The 17,113-nt window shown below is 65.2% G+C and carries 10 protein-coding genes; 4 read left to right on the top strand and 6 right to left on the bottom strand.

The genetic code is table 11. The features are described 5' to 3' along the window. Positions 1–12 precede the first annotated feature (12 nt). Complete coding sequence (locus tag ACOOFO_RS02695) at positions 13–2,784, bottom strand: LuxR C-terminal-related transcriptional regulator (protein WP_420428123.1); 2,772 nt, start codon at positions 2,782–2,784, stop codon at positions 13–15. 238 nt (positions 2,785–3,022) lie between these two features. Between ACOOFO_RS02695 and ACOOFO_RS02690 the strand changes: the two genes are divergently transcribed. The 3 genes from ACOOFO_RS02690 to ACOOFO_RS02680 all read left to right on the top strand — a co-directional run bounded on the left by ACOOFO_RS02690 (position 3,023) and on the right by ACOOFO_RS02680 (position 5,780). Next, complete coding sequence (locus ACOOFO_RS02690; protein ID WP_420428122.1) at positions 3,023–3,778, top strand: SDR family NAD(P)-dependent oxidoreductase; 756 nt, start codon at positions 3,023–3,025, stop codon at positions 3,776–3,778. A 30-nt stretch (positions 3,779–3,808) separates the two neighbouring features. Beyond that, complete coding sequence (locus tag ACOOFO_RS02685; RefSeq protein WP_420428121.1) at positions 3,809–4,579, top strand: SDR family NAD(P)-dependent oxidoreductase; 771 nt, start codon at positions 3,809–3,811, stop codon at positions 4,577–4,579. 193 nt (positions 4,580–4,772) lie between these two features. Further along, positions 4,773–5,780: a zinc-dependent alcohol dehydrogenase family protein gene (locus tag ACOOFO_RS02680; protein WP_420428120.1), complete on the top strand. Its 1,008-nt coding sequence runs from the start codon at positions 4,773–4,775 to the stop codon at positions 5,778–5,780. Between the two features lie 1,314 nt (positions 5,781–7,094). On the opposite strand, the gene ACOOFO_RS02675 is transcribed toward ACOOFO_RS02680, so the two are convergent. The 4 genes from ACOOFO_RS02675 to ACOOFO_RS02660 all read right to left on the bottom strand — a co-directional run bounded on the left by ACOOFO_RS02675 (position 7,095) and on the right by ACOOFO_RS02660 (position 13,503). Then, positions 7,095–8,609: an aldehyde dehydrogenase family protein gene (locus ACOOFO_RS02675; RefSeq protein ID WP_420428119.1), complete on the bottom strand. Its 1,515-nt coding sequence runs from the start codon at positions 8,607–8,609 to the stop codon at positions 7,095–7,097. A gap of 54 nt (positions 8,610–8,663) precedes the next feature. Then, on the bottom strand, positions 8,664–10,847 hold the full coding sequence (locus tag ACOOFO_RS02670; protein WP_420428118.1) for a PQQ-dependent dehydrogenase, methanol/ethanol family: 2,184 nt from the start codon (positions 10,845–10,847) through the stop codon (positions 8,664–8,666). A 127-nt stretch (positions 10,848–10,974) separates the two neighbouring features. Continuing rightward, complete coding sequence (locus ACOOFO_RS02665) at positions 10,975–12,516, bottom strand: AMP-binding protein (protein WP_420428117.1); 1,542 nt, start codon at positions 12,514–12,516, stop codon at positions 10,975–10,977. A 24-nt stretch (positions 12,517–12,540) separates the two neighbouring features. Next, on the bottom strand, positions 12,541–13,503 hold the full coding sequence (locus ACOOFO_RS02660; protein ID WP_420428116.1) for an alpha/beta hydrolase: 963 nt from the start codon (positions 13,501–13,503) through the stop codon (positions 12,541–12,543). A 409-nt stretch (positions 13,504–13,912) separates the two neighbouring features. On the opposite strand from ACOOFO_RS02660, the gene ACOOFO_RS02655 reads away from it, so the two are divergent. Continuing rightward, positions 13,913–15,529, top strand: a complete 1,617-nt coding sequence (locus ACOOFO_RS02655) for a flavin-containing monooxygenase (protein ID WP_420428115.1) — start codon at positions 13,913–13,915, stop codon at positions 15,527–15,529. A gap of 171 nt (positions 15,530–15,700) precedes the next feature. Here the strand turns inward: ACOOFO_RS02655 and ACOOFO_RS02650 are convergent, their stop codons facing one another. Further along, positions 15,701–17,071 carry a DUF1329 domain-containing protein gene (locus tag ACOOFO_RS02650; protein ID WP_420428114.1) on the bottom strand — a complete coding sequence of 457 codons (1,371 nt, stop codon included), beginning with the start codon at positions 17,069–17,071 and terminating at the stop codon, positions 15,701–15,703. Between the last annotated feature and the right edge of the window lie 42 nt (positions 17,072–17,113).

Below are 17,113 nucleotides of genomic sequence, written 5' to 3'. Positions count from 1 at the left end.
ATCGCGGGTGGTTCAGACCAAGCCCATCTGATGCGCGGCATTGATGGCCTGGGCGCGGCTGGAGACGGCGAGCTTGGAGTAGATGTTCTTGAGGTGGAACTTGATCGTGTTCTCGGACACGAAGATGGCTTCGGCCATGGCGCGGTTGGAGGCGCCGTTGGCCAGCAGCGTGAGGATCTGCTGCTCGCGTTCGGTGAGCGGTTCGAGCGGCTGAAAGGCCTCGCCTTCGAGCGGCGCGCTCTGCGCGCGTTCGATGCCGGCACCACGTAGGATGCGGTGCATGAGATTGTGCAGCTGCTCGGCGCCGGGCGTGGTGGCATCGCAGCGCTCGGCAGCGGGGGCGATCACGCTCAGGCCGGTGCTGGCCCCGGACATGTCGCGCAATAGCTGGACGGCCTCGCGGCCTTCCTCGATGAAGGTGCGGATGAAGCCGCCCGGCGCGGCCAGGCTGAGTGCTTTCTGCATGGCCCGCCGCGCCGAGTTGTCCTCCCCCTGCGCACGGTAGGCCAATGCTTCGAGAATGCGCAGCTTGATCTGGCGGCGCACCCGGCGCCGGTCGGCCGCGTCGGTGAGGGCGCGGTGCAGGCTGTCCAGTGCCCGGTCGCTGCGGCCGTCGGCGATATCGAGCCGGGCCCAGCCAATGAGATCGCCCTCGGCCGCTTCCGAAAAAGGAATCCAGAGTGAGCGGTCCTGGCTTGGACGGGCTTCAATGCGGCTGGCAATGGATTTGGCCCGGTCGAGTTCTCCCGATGCCAGCGCCCGGCGCACCCGCTCCCAGTTGATGTTGCGCACCATGCGCGGCCAGTTGCTGGTGTAGGCAATGGATTCGAGCTCGTCGAGCTTCTCCTGCGCCTGTGCGAATTCGCCCTGCGCATCGTGAATCCGGGCCAGAGCGATATACGACAGTGCCATGTAATCCAGCAAGGCGGCATTGCGGATCACGCTTTGGTACTGCTCGAACTGGGCACGTGCCTCTTCAAGGGCGTCGACTTCGTAGAGGGCGTGCACGTGGCAGGCGACCAGCACGGCAGAGGTCACCGACTCGTCGAGGCTGATGCCGGGGTCGGTCATGCCCTGACGGAACTTCTCCAGCGCCTCCTGCAGATAACCCTGAACCAGAAGATTTGCGCCCGCCGTACTGACCGCATAACCCCAGCTGAAGGCGGCGCCGGCGCGTTCACTGTGCGCGCGGCCGAGCGAAAGATACTCGTGGGCGGCCTCGGGCTCACCGGCCGCAATCGCCAGGTACCCCTCCAGATTGGCGCCCGCACCCAGTTCGAATGCACGGAAGCCTGTGGCCGTGTCGTCGCGTACCTGCACCGTGCGAACGACCTCGCTGGCGCCGGCGATATCGTCCTGAATGATCAGGATCATCGAACGCACGACGGAACTGCGCGCGACCAGATCGGCATCTCCGGAAGCTGCAAAACGCTCCAGAATGGCCTGAATGGGCTCCAGCTTCTGGCGGCGCCGGAGGAAGGCCAATGCATAGGCCACCTTGACCACCAGATCCGGACGCTTCTCGATCTCGTCAATGGGGAGGCTGTCGTACCAGCGCTCCACTGTTACCAGATTGCCGTCCATGGTCAGCCGGGTAGCCCAGTGATCGAGGATTTCCGCGGCAAGCCCGACGTCACCACCGGCCAGGGCGTGGTACATCGCCGGGTCGTAGTCCGCCTGCTCGGCGAACCATTGGGCCGCGCGGGCGTGAATCTCGCTGGCGCGCTCCGGGTCGTGTTCGCTCAGCTGGCGGGCGAGAAAGCCGGAGAACAGCGTGTGGTACTTGAACCAGTAATCGTCCGCATCGAGGCTGCGCAGGAAAAGACCCGCCCGCTCCAGGTACTGCAACATGGCCTGGGAATCCGTGCGGCCGGTGACGGTGTCGCACAGCGGTGCACAGACGCGCTTGAGCAGGGCCGTTTCGCGCAGGAATTGCTGCACCTCGGCATCCTGCAGATCGAGCACATTGTCGGCCAGGTAGTCGGCCAGATCCCGTGGACGGAAGGTCGCGATATTGGTCAGCGATTCACGCACGCTGGGGCTGGCGAGCGACAGGCGATAGAGCTGCAAGGCGGCCGGCCAGCCTTCGCTGCGTTCATGAATCGACTCAAGCTCCTTGCGGCTGAGATTCAGGCCCTCCACACCGGCAAAGAACATCTCCGCTTCGGATAGCGAAAAACGCAGGTCCTGTGCGCGCAGCACTTCGGCGTGGCCATTCACGGTCAACCGCGCCATGCCGATTTCCGGCACGGTCCGCGAGCCGATGACGAAGACCGCATTCTCCGGCAGCCGCTCCAGCAAGGTTCGGAAAAAATCGAGGATGGAGCGGTTAGTCAGCACCTGGAATTCGTCGAGGAATACCACCACCCTGCGGTCGAGCTGCTCCAGCCGATCCACCACCCAGTCCGAACGCGGCGCGCGTCCCGCCTGCACCTTGGGCACCGCACCCCCACTGCCCTGGCTCGATGCCGACTGCGCCTCAAGTCGCTTGAGCAGACTCTGCAGATGGCCAAACAGCCGGCTGGTGTCGTTATCGCCCTCATCCAGCGACACCCAGCCGATGGCCGCGCCCTGCGCCTGCCAGTGCGCGCGCGCCTGCTGCATGAAAGTGGTCTTGCCATGCCCTGCCGGCGCCTGCAACAGCACCACCCGCGGCATCGGCTCGGAGAAGACCCGGGCCAGCAGGTCCGAACGCACCACGGCACCGGTCGGGTGAATCCCGACTGGGCGGGCAGGCAATACCGATGCGTCGGCAGCCACGTCGGATGGGTCAGAAATAGCCATAAATCATCGATCACCTGGCAGCGGTACTGGCGTTGACGCGAGCAGGCAAGCATGCGCCCAAGCGCGGCCCAACTCAACCAAGGCCACGGGGCGTTGTGCATCCCGCACCTTGCTCGCTGCAGTGCACACACACACTACCCGTTCGTGTGGTTTCGCATGCCTTGACGACGGCTAGACTCCAAGCTGCACAAAAGTGCACAACAAAAGAAAAACTAAGGATGGAGGAGACATGGGCCGGATGAGCGGAAAGCGCTGCATCGTCACGGGCGGTGCGCAGGGCATCGGCCGCGCCGCCGTCACCCGACTGGCGGCCGAGGGCGCGAATGTCCTGCTGACCGACGTGGATGCCGAGGCCGCACAGGCAGCCAGCGAAGCCATCGACGGGCAGGTACACGCGATGGCGCAGGACGTGACCGACGACGCATCCTGGCCACGCACCTTCGAGCACGCGCACAGCCTGTGGGGCGGCGTCGATGTGCTGGTCAACAACGCCGGCATTGTGCGGCCAGGCAGCATCGAGACACAGAGTGACGCCGAGTGGGACGCCATTCTCGCCACCAATCTGCGTGCGGTGATCAAGGGCATGCAGACTGCGATTGCCCACATGCAGAAGACCGGCGGCGGCGCCATCGTCAATGTCGCCAGCATCGAAGGCATGATCGGTGAACCGCTGGCCATGGCCTACAACGCTTCGAAGGGCGGGGTCCGCATCGCCTCCAAGTCGGCTGCCAAGCATTGCGCCGCCGAGGGCTATGGCATTCGCATCAATTGCATCTGCCCCGGCTTCACTGAAACCGTGCTGGTGTCCAACGCCATTGCAGCGATGGAAACCTCGGTGGCCGAGGCCTTCACCCAGAAGGTGCTGTCGTCCATCCCGATGGGGCGGCTGGCCCAGCCCGAAGAGATTGCCAACGGCATTCTCTTCCTCGCCTCGGATGAAGCCAGTTTCATGACCGGCGCTGATCTGGTCATCGACGGCGGCCAGACCGCCTGACGCCGCGCAGCCCCAAGAGGAGAGAACGACATGGCGAAGCACGAATTTCACGGCAAGGTGGTCTTCATCACCGGCGCCGGTAGCGGCATTGGCAAGGCCTGCGCCCAGACTTTCGCCGCCGCGGGCGCGACGGTCGTGGCGAGCGACCTGAAGCAGGAACAAGCTCAGGCCGTCGTGGACGCATTACCGAACGATGGGCGGCAGTCGCATCAGGCGCTGGCGCTGGACGTGCGCGAGAACGCACAGTGGCAGGCCGCGCTGGAGGCCACCATGGCGCAGCAGGGCCGGCTGGACTGCCTGGTGAACAACGCCGGCATCGAGATCATCAAGGCGATCACCGAACTCGACGTCGACGAGATCGACCAGCTATTGGCCATCAACGTGCGTGGCGTACTGCTTGGCTGCAAGCACGCCGTGCCCCACCTGGCCCCAACCAAGGGCAGCATCGTCAACCTGGCTTCGGTGGCCGGTCTCGTCGGATGGCCCTTGCTGTCCCTGTATTGCGCCTCCAAAGGCGCCGTTGTTCAGATCTCGCGCTCGCTGGCGCAGGAGCTGCGCGATACCGGCATCCGCGTCAATGCGCTCTGCCCAGCGGTGATCCAGACCGATATGGGCAGCCGCTTCCTGGACCGCTACGAGCAAGGCCACGGCATCCCGATGACCGATGCCATCAACGCGCGTCAGGGAAGGCTGGGAACGGTGGAGGAAGTCGCGGATTGCGCACTCTTCCTCGCCTCGGATGCCGCCAGTTTCGTCAACGGCGCCGCCATGCCCGTCGACAACGGACTCAGCGCCGGGTGAACGGCCGGCACCATCGAATGAATGCTGTGCGACCGGCGGGGGCCGCCTGCGGGCGCCTTCGCCGTGTCTCCCCCTTCTGTCCCCACGCGCCGCGTATCTCAGGCCCCACGCGGGACAGCTCTTTATTCCTACCATGGGTGTACGCCGTGAACGGCCGCACCCACAACAAGACCCGCAAGGAGACCCACCGATCATGAAGGCGATCCGTCTGCCCCAGCCCGCCAGCCTCGACACCCTCGAAGTGGTCGACATGCCCAAACCGGAGCCTGGTCCGGGCCAGATTCTCGTCCGGGCCCGCGCCAGTTCCCTGAACTTTCACGACTACCTCGTCGTCACCGGCGCGGCCCCCACCGAGGACGGCCGCATCCCGATGTCCGATGTCGCGGGTGAGGTCGAAGCCGTGGGCGAAGGCGTCACGCTGTTTGCACCGGGCGACCGCGTCATGAGCACCTTCTTCCCACTGTGGCAGTCCGGGCGCCCGGCCTTCGCCAAGTGCTGGGCGTGCATCCCCGGTGACACCGCCCAGGGCTATGCCGCCGAATACGTCTGCAACGCAGAGACCGCCTTCACGCCCATCCCGGACGGCTACAGCTTCGAAGAAGCCGCTACCCTGCCCTGTGCCGGGCTGACCGCCTGGCGCGCGCTCTTCGTCGAAGGCGGCCTGCAGCCCGGTGAAACGGTGCTGGTGCAGGGCACCGGTGGCGTGTCCATCTTCGCACTGCAGATGGCCAAGGCGGCAGGCGCCACCGTCATCGCCACCTCCTCCTCCGACGAGAAACTGGAGCGTCTGCGCGCGCTGGGTGCGGATCACACTGTCAACTACAAGAACACCCCGAAATGGGGCGAAGCCGTCGCCGCCCTGTGTCCCGCCGGCGGCGTCGATCATGTGGTGGATGTGGGCGGCCCCGGCAACCTAGCGAACTCCTTCGCCGCCAGCCGCGACGACGGCCATGTCTCCCTCATCGGCGTGCTGACCGGTATGAGCGGCGACATTCCCACCGCGGCCATGATGGTCAAGCAGATCCGCCTGAAAGGCATCACCGTAGGCAGCCGTGAGCATCAGCTCAATATGGTCGCCGGGCTGAATGCCACTGGCATCAAGCCGGTCATCGATTCCAGCTTCCCGCTGGAGAAGATTGCGGATGCCTTCCGCCATCAGGAATCGCAGAAGCACTTTGGGAAGATCTGCCTGACGTACTAGCCTTCCGTCCCAGCCCCCGTTGCGGCAATCCGCAGCGATGCCGCGCAGCGGCGAGCCAGTCCCTGTGCCCTTGGCGGGTGGCCGGATCGGGTGGCGCGCGCAGGGGGTGCGAGACAGGACGTCGAGCAAGCGCCGTCACGACAGGGACGTCGTGTCGGCGCGTACCCCGAGCACGACGCCTGATCCGGGCACCTGGGTCGGCGTAGCCGGCCCAGGCCACCCGTGGGCACCATGGCTTTGGTTCCTTTGGCCGTAACCAAAGGAACCCGCGCGTTCTCAGTGATCCACTCGACAGTGGATTGCTACAGAGCGCGGAATCTGTGGCAGTGAGGTCCAGATTCTGGGGTGGCTCAACGACCACCAGCGCTCAGAGTTCCGCACCTGTTATGGATAGCGCTCCGGTCTGATCACTCTGCCCGGTGCGGGTTACTTTTCTATTGTGCGATAGAAAAGTAACCAAAAGACCGCACCCCACACCCGCGCCGGCCCTGTCGGGCCGGGCCCCTCCGTAGCGCCTGTGCTCGGGGTCGGCCTGACACGACGTCCGTGTCGTGACAGGCCTTGGCTGGCCATCCGTGGCCAGCCACCCCCTGCGCGCAGGCGCTACTCCGGCGCGGGTGCAGGGGACTCCATACGGCTCGTCGCTCCGCGACATCGCAGCCGACGCGGCGATGCTGCGAAGCAGCGAGCCAGTCCCTGTGCCCTTGGCGGGTGGCCGGATTGGGCGGCGCGCGCAGGGGGTGCGAGACAGGACGTCGAGCAAGGGCTGGGGCGGCATGGACGCCGCCTCAGCCCGACCCCGAGCACGACGCTCGATCCGGGCACCTGGGTCGGCGTTAGCCGGCCCAGGCCACCCGTGGGCACTATGGCTTTGGTTCCTTTGGTCGTAACCAAAGGAACCCGCGCGTTCTCAGTGATTCATCCGTCAGTGAATTGCTTCAGAGCGCGGAACACTTGGCGATTCAGTTGCAGTGGCGGTTGCTCCATTAACCACCATCGCTCTTGGTTCCGCACCTGTGATGCTTTGAGCTCTGATCTGAGCACCCTGCCCGGTGCGGGTCCCTTTCTCTGCTTGCCCAGAGAAAGGAACCAAAGAGAAGGCACCCCACACCCGCGCCGACCCTGTCGGGCCGGGCCCCTACGTAGCGCCTGTGCTCGGGGTCGGCCTGACACGACGTCCCTGTCGTGACAGGCCTTGGCTGGCCGTCCCTGGCCAGCCACCCCCTGCGCGCAGGCGCTACTCCGGCGCGGGTGGAGGGGGAACGAAAAGGGCCCGCCAGAAGCGGGCCCCAAGGTCACAAAAGCAAAGAAGAACTATTCCCCAAGCGCAATCGCCACCGCCTTGGGCTCCAGGTAGTGCTCCAACACCTCATCACCGTTCTCACGTCCCCAGCCGGACTGCTTGAAGCCACCGAAGGGCAAGGAGGGATCGAAGGCGTTGTAGGTATTCACCCAGACGGTACCGGCACGCAGGCCGGCGGCCAGCCGGTGCGCCTTCTCGAGGTCACGCGTCCAGACACCGGCAGCGAGCCCGTAGATGCTGTCGTTGGCGCGCGCAAGGAGCTGTGCATCGGCCTCGTCGAAGCGGGTGACGCAGACCACCGGGCCGAAGATCTCTTCGCGGTAGACCTCCATCTTGTCGTCGACATCGGCCATCAGCGTCGGTGCAAAGAAGTGGCCCTTTTCGCCCACGCGCTGGCCGCCGGTGATGGCTTGGGCGCCGGCCTTCTTGCCGTTCTCGACATAGCCCTGGACGCGTTCGAGCTGCTTGGCGGATACGAGCGGACCCATCGCCGTGTCCGGGTCGAGGCCGGGCCCAAGCTTGATGCTCTTGGCGTAGTCGGTGAGCCCTTCCATGACCTTGTCATAGATGTCCGACTGCACGAACAGGCGCGAGCCCGCGGTACAGCACTGCCCGTGGTTGAAGAAGATGGCTTCGGCTGCGCCGGGAATCGCCCTTTCCAGATCCGCGTCGTTGAGGATGATGTTCGGCGACTTGCCGCCCAGCTCCAGCGACACGTTCTTGAGGTTGCCCTTGGCGGCATTGACGATGAGCTTGCCGACTTCGGTCGAACCGGTGAAGGCCACCTTGTCCACGTCCGGATGCCCCGCCACGGCGGCGCCAGCGGTCTCGCCATAGCCCGTGATGATGTTGACCACCCCATCGGGCACGCCCGCCTCCTGCATGAGTTGGCCCATGCGGATGGCGGACAACGGGGTGTCTTCCGCCACTTTCAGCACCACCACGTTGCCGGTGGCCAGGGCAGGCGCCAGCTTGAAGGCGGCCATCAGCAAGGGGAAGTTCCACGGAATGATCTGGCCGCAGACCCCCACCGGCTCGCGCCGGGTGTAGGCGTGCCAGCGCATGCCCGGCATGTAGGACACCGACGGCTCTACCGAGCGTCCGTAGAGCTTGGTGGCCCAGCCAGCGTGGTACTGGAAGACGTCCGCGGCAATCGGAATATCTGCCGCCTGCGCGATGGCAGCGGGCTTGCCGTTGTCGATGGACTCGATCTCCGCCAGCTCGGCGGCGTTTTCCAGCAGCAGTTCGCCGATGCGCCAGACAATGCGGGCGCGCTCCGCGGGCTGCATGCTGCGCCAGGGGCCCGACTCGAAGGCGGTACGCGCAGCGCGCACGGCCTTGTCGACATCGGCCTCACCGGCGGACGGTACGGCACCCAGCCGCTCACCGGTGGCGGGGTCGAAGACCTCAATGGTCTCGCCCGACTGGGCATCCACCCATTCGCCGCCGATCAGCATCTTCAGCGGTCCCTTGAGGAAGCTCGTCACCGCGGGTTGCACTTCGAAACCGGACATCATCTTGTTCATGCTTGTCTCCTCGTTGGCCAGTGCAGGCGCCGCGCACGACGCCCGAAAAAGGGGTCACTTGCTCTGTTTGGCGACGCTTTCCGCCGTGTTCTGGATGAAGGCCGCGATCTGCTCTGCCTCGCGTTCGGTCAACTTGCCCTTGAAGCTGGGCATGCCGCGGCTGGACCAGGCGCCTTCAATCAGCAGGGTGGGCAGCGACTCCAGGACGCTGGCGTCGACATAGCCGGGGTTGGGCAGGCTGCCGCCGTTGTTCACACCGGGAACGCCGTGGCAGAAGATGCAGCTGCTCACATAGAGCTGTGCACCCGGACCGACATCCTCCGCCTCGTAGTCGTAGCCGGACACCAGCGTGGTGCTGCGCACCTCCGATGCGCTGGGAATCTCCGGCATTTCCGCCTTGCCATCGAGTCGGAAGGTGTAGACACGGCCGGTACCCATGCGCTCGCTGTGGCGCTGCGCCAGGCCGTAGACCCCGCCCCAGCCCACCGCGATGCTGACGTACTGGGTGCCGTCGATCTCGTAGGTGGACGGCCCGGCGATCACGCCCGAACTGACCGGGGCCTGCCACAGCGCGTCGCCGGTCTTGGCGTCATAGGCGATGAAGCGGGCGTCCGCCGATCCCTGGAAGACCAGGCCGCCGGCGGTGGTGGTGGTGCCGCCATTCCACGGCGACAGATACTCCTGCCGCCACACCTCCTTCTGCGCGACCGGGTCCCACGCCAGCAGATGCCCGAAAGGCTTGGCTTCCGGCGTGATGGTGTTGACCAGGTGGCCGAGGTTCCAGCCGAGGTTGCTCATCGGATGCCCGGGCTGGTGCGTGTTCGGCTCGAAGCTGGGGTCGCTCTCCAGCGCCAGCGGCACACCCTGGGCCGGGATGTAGACCAGCCCGGTCTCCGGGTTGAAGGACATCGGGTGCCAATTGTGCGCACCGTAGGCGCTGGGCCGGGTTTCCCAGGCGGCGTCCTGCGCGCGTGCGCCTTCGGCGATGATCGGCCGGCCGTTCTCGTCATAGCCTTCGGCCCAGTTCACATCGACGAAGGGCTCGGCCGAAATGAAGCTTCCGTCGGTACGATCGATGACGAAGAAGAACCCATTCTTCGGCGCATGCATCAGCACCTTGCGCGGCTCGCCGTCGATCTCAAGATCGGCCAGGATGATGTGCTGCGCGGCGGTGAAGTCCCAGGTATCGCCCGGCACTTCCTGGTAGTGCCAGACGTATTCGCCGGTCTTGGCCTTGAGCGCGACGATGGACGACAGGAACAGGTTGTCGCCGCCCTTGGGGCTGCGCACATCGCGGTTCCAGGGATTGCCGTTGCCGACCCCGACGTAGAGCAGGCCAAGCTCCGGGTCGTAGGCCATGGAATCCCACATCGTGCCGCCACCACCGGTTTCCCGCCACGCGCCATCCGGATCCCAGGTCTTGGCGGCCATCTCCATGGAGGCATCGGCGAAGGGCGGTTCCGGGTCTTCCGGCACCGAGTACCAGCGCCATTCCTGCTCGCCGGTGTGCACGTTGTAGGCGGTCAGATAGCCACGTGTCTGCAGTTCGGCGCCACCGTTGCCGATGACCACCAGATCACCGAAGACGCGCGGCGCGCCGGTGATCGTCTGGAGCTTCTTCTCGCGCATGTGGCCAAAGGTGTCCTTGCGCCAGAGCACCTCGCCCGTGGCCGGATCGAGAGCCACCAGATAGCCGTCGAGCGTACCGACGAAGACCTTGCCCTTGGCCACCGCCACACCGCGATTGACCACGTCACAGCAGGCACGGGCGCCGTATTCGCGGGGCACCTGCGGGTCGTACTTCCAGAGCATTTCACCGGTGCGTGCGTCGAGGGCATGCACCACGCTCCAGGGCGCGGTCACATACATCGTGCCGCCCACCACCACCGGTGTGGCTTCCACGCCGCGGGTGGATCCCAGGTCGTAGCTCCACGCGAGGCCGAGGCGGTCGACATTGTCGACATTGATCTGCTGGAGTCGGCTGTAGCGCTGCTCGGAGAAGCCGTGGTTGTAGGTCAGCCATTCACGGCTATGCGCGGCATTGGCCATGATGGCAGCGTCGTCCACCCGCTCGACCGCGGCGCGGCGCTCGGCGACAGGGTCCGTGCCTTGATCGGCCGCAGCCTGCGAAGCGGGTGCGGCGGTCTCCGTCTTTGCGCTGTCGGCATCGGGACTGGAACAGGCAATGAGCGAACTGCACAAAGCGGCAAGCAACGCCGCTGGCATTCGGTAGCGCATGAGAGGCTCCTCAGATTTGTCGTTTTGATGTTGCTTCGCGACAACGGGCCCATCGGGCCCGCCGCCGCGGTGTGTGTTTATGTTTTGTGTACAGCGTCCATCCAGCCGTCGAAACGGCCATCCAGCACTAGGCTGTTTCCACCTCGCGAATCTCGTCGCGTACCACGCGCTTGAGTATCTTCCCGGCGCCGGAAATCGGAAGGGGTTCGTCACGGAAGGTCACATCGAGTGGCCGCTTGTAGTTCGCTAGTTTGGCGGCGCAGTGATCCAAAACCCCCTGCCGATCGAGAGGGCTGCCGGGTTTTTTGACGATGACCGCGTGCACGGCTTCGCCCCATTTTTCGTGCGGAATGCCCACCACGCAGCACTGGTCGACGCCGTCGAGGGCGTACAGCACCTGCTCGACTTCCACCGAATACACGTTTTCTCCACCGGTCACGATCATGTCCTTGATGCGATCGGTGACATAGACATAGCCGCGCTCGTCCATCACGCCAGCATCGCCGGTATGCAGCCAGCCGCCACGGAAGGTGTCGCGGTTCTCGTCGGGGCGATTGAGATAGCCCGGCGTGACCTGCGGGCCGCGCGCGACGATCTCTCCATGTGCCCCGGGGGGCAGCGGCTGATCATTGGCGTCGAAGATCGCGACCTCGCATCCCAGCATGGCGCGGCCCGCCGAGCGCGTGATGTCACCGGTGGGGTTGCGATGGTCGTCCCCGCTGAGCAGCGTCAGCACCGGCGAGGACTCGGTCTGTCCGTAGGCCTGGATCAGCTCGAGGGAGGGGCACTCCTTCATCACACGATCCAGCAGGGCCTGCGGCATGGGGGAGGCGCCATACAGCAGGCGGCGGAGCTTCTTGAGGCCGGCGCGGCCCGCTTCCTCGTTCATCATCATGCCGATCATCGTCGGCACCAGAATGGTCTGGTCGATGTCCTGGTCGAGGATGGCCTGGGCGCATGCCGAGGGCTCGAAGCGCGGAATGACGTGGTGCACACCGCCGAGGGCGGTTACCACATGGAAGAACAGCGCGTCGGCGATGTGGAACATCGGCGCCACATGCAGATGGCGCATGCGATGCGTCAGGCTGAGCTCCGCGGCGAAGGCGAGGCTGTGCAGCACGTGGTTGGAATGCGTGAGCTGCACGCCCTTGGAGCGGCCCGTCGTGCCACCGGTGTAGAAGATGCTGGCGACATCATCATCGGCGTGGCGCAGGGCGCTCACCGGCTCCGCCGACAGCAGGCTGTCCAGGGTCAGCGCGCCGTCGACGGATTGCGCCGCCGCATCCAGTGCGACCGGCCCGACGGCCTTGCGCACCTCGGCCGGCATCTTGGCGTAGCAGCCCGCGCCGAGCTGATCGATGAAGATCCATTGCGCACTGCTGTCCTGCAGTGCGAAGGCGACCTCGTCCGGCGTCCAGCGGGTATTGATGGGCACGGAGACCGCACCGAGCCACTGCGTGGCATAGGTGATCTCCATGTAGGCCACGGAGTTCTCGGCAAGGATGGCGACGCGGTCGCCGGGTGCGACGCCCTTTGCGGCGAGCCCCCCGGCCAGTGCGGTGATGCGGTCCCGAAAGGCACGCCAGCTCTGGCGAACCCCCGCCTCTTCGGTGGCGGTATCGTCGGGATAGCGGATGGCATTGCGTTCAATGAAGCTGCAGGTATGCATTGCGGTCTCCTTGGCGCGGCAGGTCTAGGAGGCGACCGGCTGGCGTGCGGCCAGCACCGGACGCAGCGCGTGCCCAACGGTGTCGAGAATTTCCGTGGCTTCGGGGATGGCGCCATCCATCAAGGGGAAGGCGTGAATTTGATCGTCGATATTGAGCACATCGACGGATACTCCGGCGGCCTTCAGCGCCTCGGCATAGGCGAGGCCTTCATCACGGAGCGGGTCGAAGCCGCAGACGAGCACCGTCGCGCTGGGCAGACCCGATAGATCGGAGGCCAGCAGCGGGGACGCCCGCTCGTCGCGGGCCGTGCGCGGACTGTCCAGATAGTGCTGTTTGAAATAACGCATTAGCTCGGTGGTCAGGAAGTATCCCTCGCCGCAGCGCTCGTAGCCCTCGGATTCCTGCGACAGGTCAGTCACCGGGTAGAACAGTAGCTGGTGGACGAGCTGGAGGTTGTCATCGTCGCGAACGGACAGCGCGGCCACAGTGGCCAGGTTGGCGCCGGCGGAATCGCCTGCCACGCTCAGGCTGTCGGGGCAGACACCCAGGGAGTCCGCATGGCCGTGTACCCAGCGTACGACCGCGGCAGCATCCTCCACCGCAGCAGGGAAGGGGTGCTCCGGTGCCAGACGGTAATCCACCGAGATCACGGCCGCATGCGACGCCACGCAGAGCCGGCGACAGAAGCGGTCATAAAGGTCCAGGTCGCCGAGCACGAAGCCGCCGCCATGGAAGAAAATGATGGCCGGCGAGGGCGTATCGGCACCGCCGTCGTTCCGGTAGATGCGCAACGGGATGTCCGCATGGGTGCAGCGCGCCGTGACGCGTTCGACTTCTTCTACCGGGGTGGGCGTGCCCTGCAGTGCCGCCAGGCCCTGCGCGATGGCGGCGCGCGCCTCCACCGGCTGCAGTGATTCCAACGGTGGCTGGCCGGCCTGTTCCATCAGCGCGAGCACTTGCGCAGCATTTGCGTTCAACGTTGCCATTGTCTTGGTCTCCTCCGATCGTCGATAGCGTCGAATTCTTCTTTCGGTGACAGCGCGACGACCCGCATTGGGCACGCGCGCCGCTCCCATTCAAGACGCTATGCGCAGGCGGAAGCGGGCTGCGCCACCCAATCGGGTAGTTGTGCGGCAAGAAGCACGCAAGCGCGCAGCAGAGGCTGGAGAAAGACGCAAGAAGAAGCAGCTTGAAGGGGCCCAAAACCTACCCGATCGGGGAGTTGTTTCACCCCAGGGGCTGACCAATACTCTTTTTCAGGTTCGCGGCGCGACCGGGCGCATGGCGCCCCTGGAATTGCGCCCGAACGCTAACAAGATGAGCCGTTTCGGGCGCGATTCCGCGCGTACCGGAACGCGACAAGACGACGATAAAAGCGCGATTGGAGGACAGACGATGGCGGACGGCATTCGAGACAACAACACGCGGGTAGACGCGGTCGTGATCGGCGCCGGTTTCGGTGGCCTGTACGCGACCTATCGCCTGCGCGAGCAGGGCATGAAGGTCCAGGCGTTCGAGGCCGGTGACGGCGTGGGTGGTACCTGGTACTGGAACCGCTACCCCGGTGCGCGCGTGGATTCACAATCCTACGTCTATCAGTACTGGTTCTCGGACGACATCCTCAACAAGTGGAACTGGAGCGAGCGCTTTCCCTCGCAACCCGAGGTCGAGCGCTATCTGAATTTCGTGGCCGACGAATGCGACCTGCGCAAGCACTACGCCTTCGAGACGCGCGTGACCGAGGCGACCTACCACAAGGAAACCGGCCGCTGGACCGTGGTCACCGACAAGGACGAGCGTTACGACACGCAGTTCCTTGTGGCCTGCACGGGTGGCCTGTCGGCGCCCTCCCTGCCGGACATCCCGGGCATCGACGACTTCCAGGGCGAGTTGCTCCATACCGCGCGCTGGCCGAAGGAAGGCATCGACGTCAGTGACAAGCGCGTGGGTGTCATCGGGACCGGCGCAACCGGTATTCAGGTCATCCAGTCGCTGGCGCCGCTGGCCAAGCACCTCACCGTCTTCCAGCGCACACCGACCTTCGCGATTCCGATGCGCAATCCGGAGTTCGACGACGCCAAGCGCGCCGAGCTCAAGGCCAAGTATCCGGAGCTGAAGCAACGCGTCTTTGACACCTTCACGGGCTTCGCCTTCGATTTCCAGGACAAGGACTGGTACTCGATGAGCGATGAAGAGCGCCGCGAGATGATGGAGGAGATCTGGAGGGACGGTTCGCTCAGCTTCTGGGTGGGCACCTGCAAGGAAGTGTTCTTCGATCCGGAGGTCAGCAAGCAGTTTGGCGAGTTCGTAGCCGAGAAGATCCGCGCCCGCGTCAACGACCCGGAGACCGCCGACAAGCTGATCCCCAAGGACCACGGCTTTGGCACCCGGCGCATTCCGCTGGAGACGAAGTACTTCGAGGCCTACAACCGCGACACCGTCGACCTCGTCGACATCCGCGCCAATCCGATCCAGAAGATCACCGCCCACGGTGTGCAGACCGCCGAAGGCGAGGTCCCGCTGGATACCCTGATCTTTGCCACCGGCTTCGACGCCGGCACCGGCGCCATGAACCGCATCGATATCCGTGGGCGCACCGGCGAGCTGCTGCGCGATCTCTGGGAGCGCAACGTCCGCACCACCATGGGGTTGCAGGTCCATGGCTTCCCGAACCTGTTTACCACCATGGCGCCGCTGGCGCCGGCATCTGCCTTCTGCAATGTGCCGACCTGCCTGCAGCACCAGGTGGACTGGATTTCCGAATGCATCCGCTACGTGCGCGAGCAGGGCAAGCAAGTGATCGAGCCGACCGAAGCGCTGGAGCAGCAGTGGGTACAGCATCACGACGAGTTGGCGGACCACACCATCGTCATGAGCACCGCGTCCTGGTACGTCAAGCGCAATGGCGACGGTACCCGGCGCATGCTGTCCTATCTGGGCGGCGTCAACACCTATCGGCAGACCTGCGACGACATCGCCGCCAAGAACTACGAGGGCTTCGCCATCAGCTGATCCCGGTGCGTTGACACCCCAATGCCGGCAGCGCCCTTATGGCCTGCCGGCTTTTTTGTGCGCGCAACGGCAGGACGTGCGCACCCTGGTCGCAGGGTGGCAGAGCACCCGCGTCCATTCTTGGCTTGAGAGAAAAGGCGCGGCGCCGAGGCGCCGCGCAGCGTCGTCGCCTTAGATGCGGCCCATGCGCAGGATGGCGTTGCGCGTCAGATACTGCTCGTACATGCCCGGTTCGTTGACGCGGGTGGTCACGCCGTCGCTGATCTCGCGGACCTGCTCCAGGCGCGTCATGCGCCGGGTCTGCACGTCGAAGGCATGCACATGTGTCCACGACCAGTACGGATGGTCTCCATCCATGAAGGCCTTGCCACCGGATTCGTAGAGCGAGTAGTTGCCGTCGAAGGAGCGGAACAGCTCGCCCTTGCGGTCATAGGTCACCATGCCGATGGGCATCATGTTGCGCGCGTCAAACCACACGCGCTTCTTGCTCACCGGTGCCCGCGTGAAGGCCACCGGTTCAGCCTCGGTCAGGATCGCCTCCGGCACCAGCTCCACCGTGGAATCCCAGAAGGTGTTGCCCTCCGGTCCGCCATGGGTTCCGTGTTCCCAGTTGGGATGGTCCGGATTCCAGCCATTGGAAACGCCGGCCAGCATCGGCCCACGGCCCACGATGCGGTAGTTGCCCCAGGTATGCAGCGGGTCGCCGGCCGCCCAGGCGTCGGACAGGTACAGGGTTGAACCAGGCACCAGCGGCTCGAAGCGTTGGTTGGTCGGGAACTGGCGAATGCGGCGGAAATGCGGCAGATAGCCGTACAGATCCGGGAAGGCATTCTGGTCGTAGGGCCAGATGTTGAGGAAGGAGGTCCCCCGCTCGCTGCGCGGGCTGAGGAAGAAGACACTTTGATAGCGCAGAAAATCCTCGTGCCCGTCCCAGTACGGTGTGGGCTCCAGCACCAGTCGCCCGACCGGCGCCAGCTCTGCCCAGCCGAGGTCGTACTGGTATTGCACCTGGCCTTCGGGCGACAGGGAGTACTGCCGGATGGCATAGACAGAGGCGTCGTGCCGCCCCCAGCTCATCGTCAGGCCGGCGAAGAGCTCGACCGCCTTGGTGGCATCCGGAAAGGGATGCCCGCCAATCCATGGGCGGCCGTCCTGGGTGACGACGTTGCCCTTCTCGTCGAAGCGCGCCTGGCCCCGATTGCGCACCGTGGCTTCCATGTATTCCCATGGACTGAGGCGCATGATGTCGGTGGTGGTGGGTGCCACGCGTAGCTGGCGCCCCATCTCGCGCACCTGCTCGTAGGTCACGGGCTCCAGCAGATCCTTGACGACGTCGACGTTGTCGGCCGTGATCAGATCACCGGGCTTGATCCGGCCCTTGGTGTAGGCCTCGATCGAGAGCAATTCGTCCGGGTAGGCGCGGTTGATTTCGCCGTTGGCGCCAATCGCCTCCCAGAGCGGCATGAGCATGCCGGCGCCGGCCGCATAGCCGGCGGTTCTGGCAAGGAAGTCCCGTCGGCGCATGGAAGGAATAACTGCCATTCGGGCTCCTGTGAATAAAGAGATCCCGGGGCACACTAGGCG

This window comes from Algiphilus sp. (assembly GCF_965216485.1).
In the GTDB taxonomy this organism is placed as follows: Bacteria; Pseudomonadota; Gammaproteobacteria; order Nevskiales; family Nevskiaceae; genus Algiphilus.
Note: the sequence above shows the minus strand (reverse complement) of the source record. Positions and strands in the feature narration are given on the sequence as shown.

Coding starts and splice junctions, on each gene's coding strand:
- ACOOFO_RS02650 (WP_420428114.1), bottom strand. CDS start 17,071: ATGGCAGTTATTCCTTCCATGCGCCGACGGGACTTCCTTGCCAGAACC.
- ACOOFO_RS02680 (WP_420428120.1), top strand. CDS start 4,773: ATGAAGGCGATCCGTCTGCCCCAGCCCGCCAGCCTCGACACCCTCGAA.
- ACOOFO_RS02665 (WP_420428117.1), bottom strand. CDS start 12,516: ATGCATACCTGCAGCTTCATTGAACGCAATGCCATCCGCTATCCCGAC.
- ACOOFO_RS02685 (WP_420428121.1), top strand. CDS start 3,809: ATGGCGAAGCACGAATTTCACGGCAAGGTGGTCTTCATCACCGGCGCC.
- ACOOFO_RS02670 (WP_420428118.1), bottom strand. CDS start 10,847: ATGCGCTACCGAATGCCAGCGGCGTTGCTTGCCGCTTTGTGCAGTTCG.
- ACOOFO_RS02655 (WP_420428115.1), top strand. CDS start 13,913: ATGGCGGACGGCATTCGAGACAACAACACGCGGGTAGACGCGGTCGTG.
- ACOOFO_RS02695 (WP_420428123.1), bottom strand. CDS start 2,784: ATGGCTATTTCTGACCCATCCGACGTGGCTGCCGACGCATCGGTATTG.
- ACOOFO_RS02675 (WP_420428119.1), bottom strand. CDS start 8,609: ATGAACAAGATGATGTCCGGTTTCGAAGTGCAACCCGCGGTGACGAGC.
- ACOOFO_RS02690 (WP_420428122.1), top strand. CDS start 3,023: ATGAGCGGAAAGCGCTGCATCGTCACGGGCGGTGCGCAGGGCATCGGC.
- ACOOFO_RS02660 (WP_420428116.1), bottom strand. CDS start 13,503: ATGGCAACGTTGAACGCAAATGCTGCGCAAGTGCTCGCGCTGATGGAA.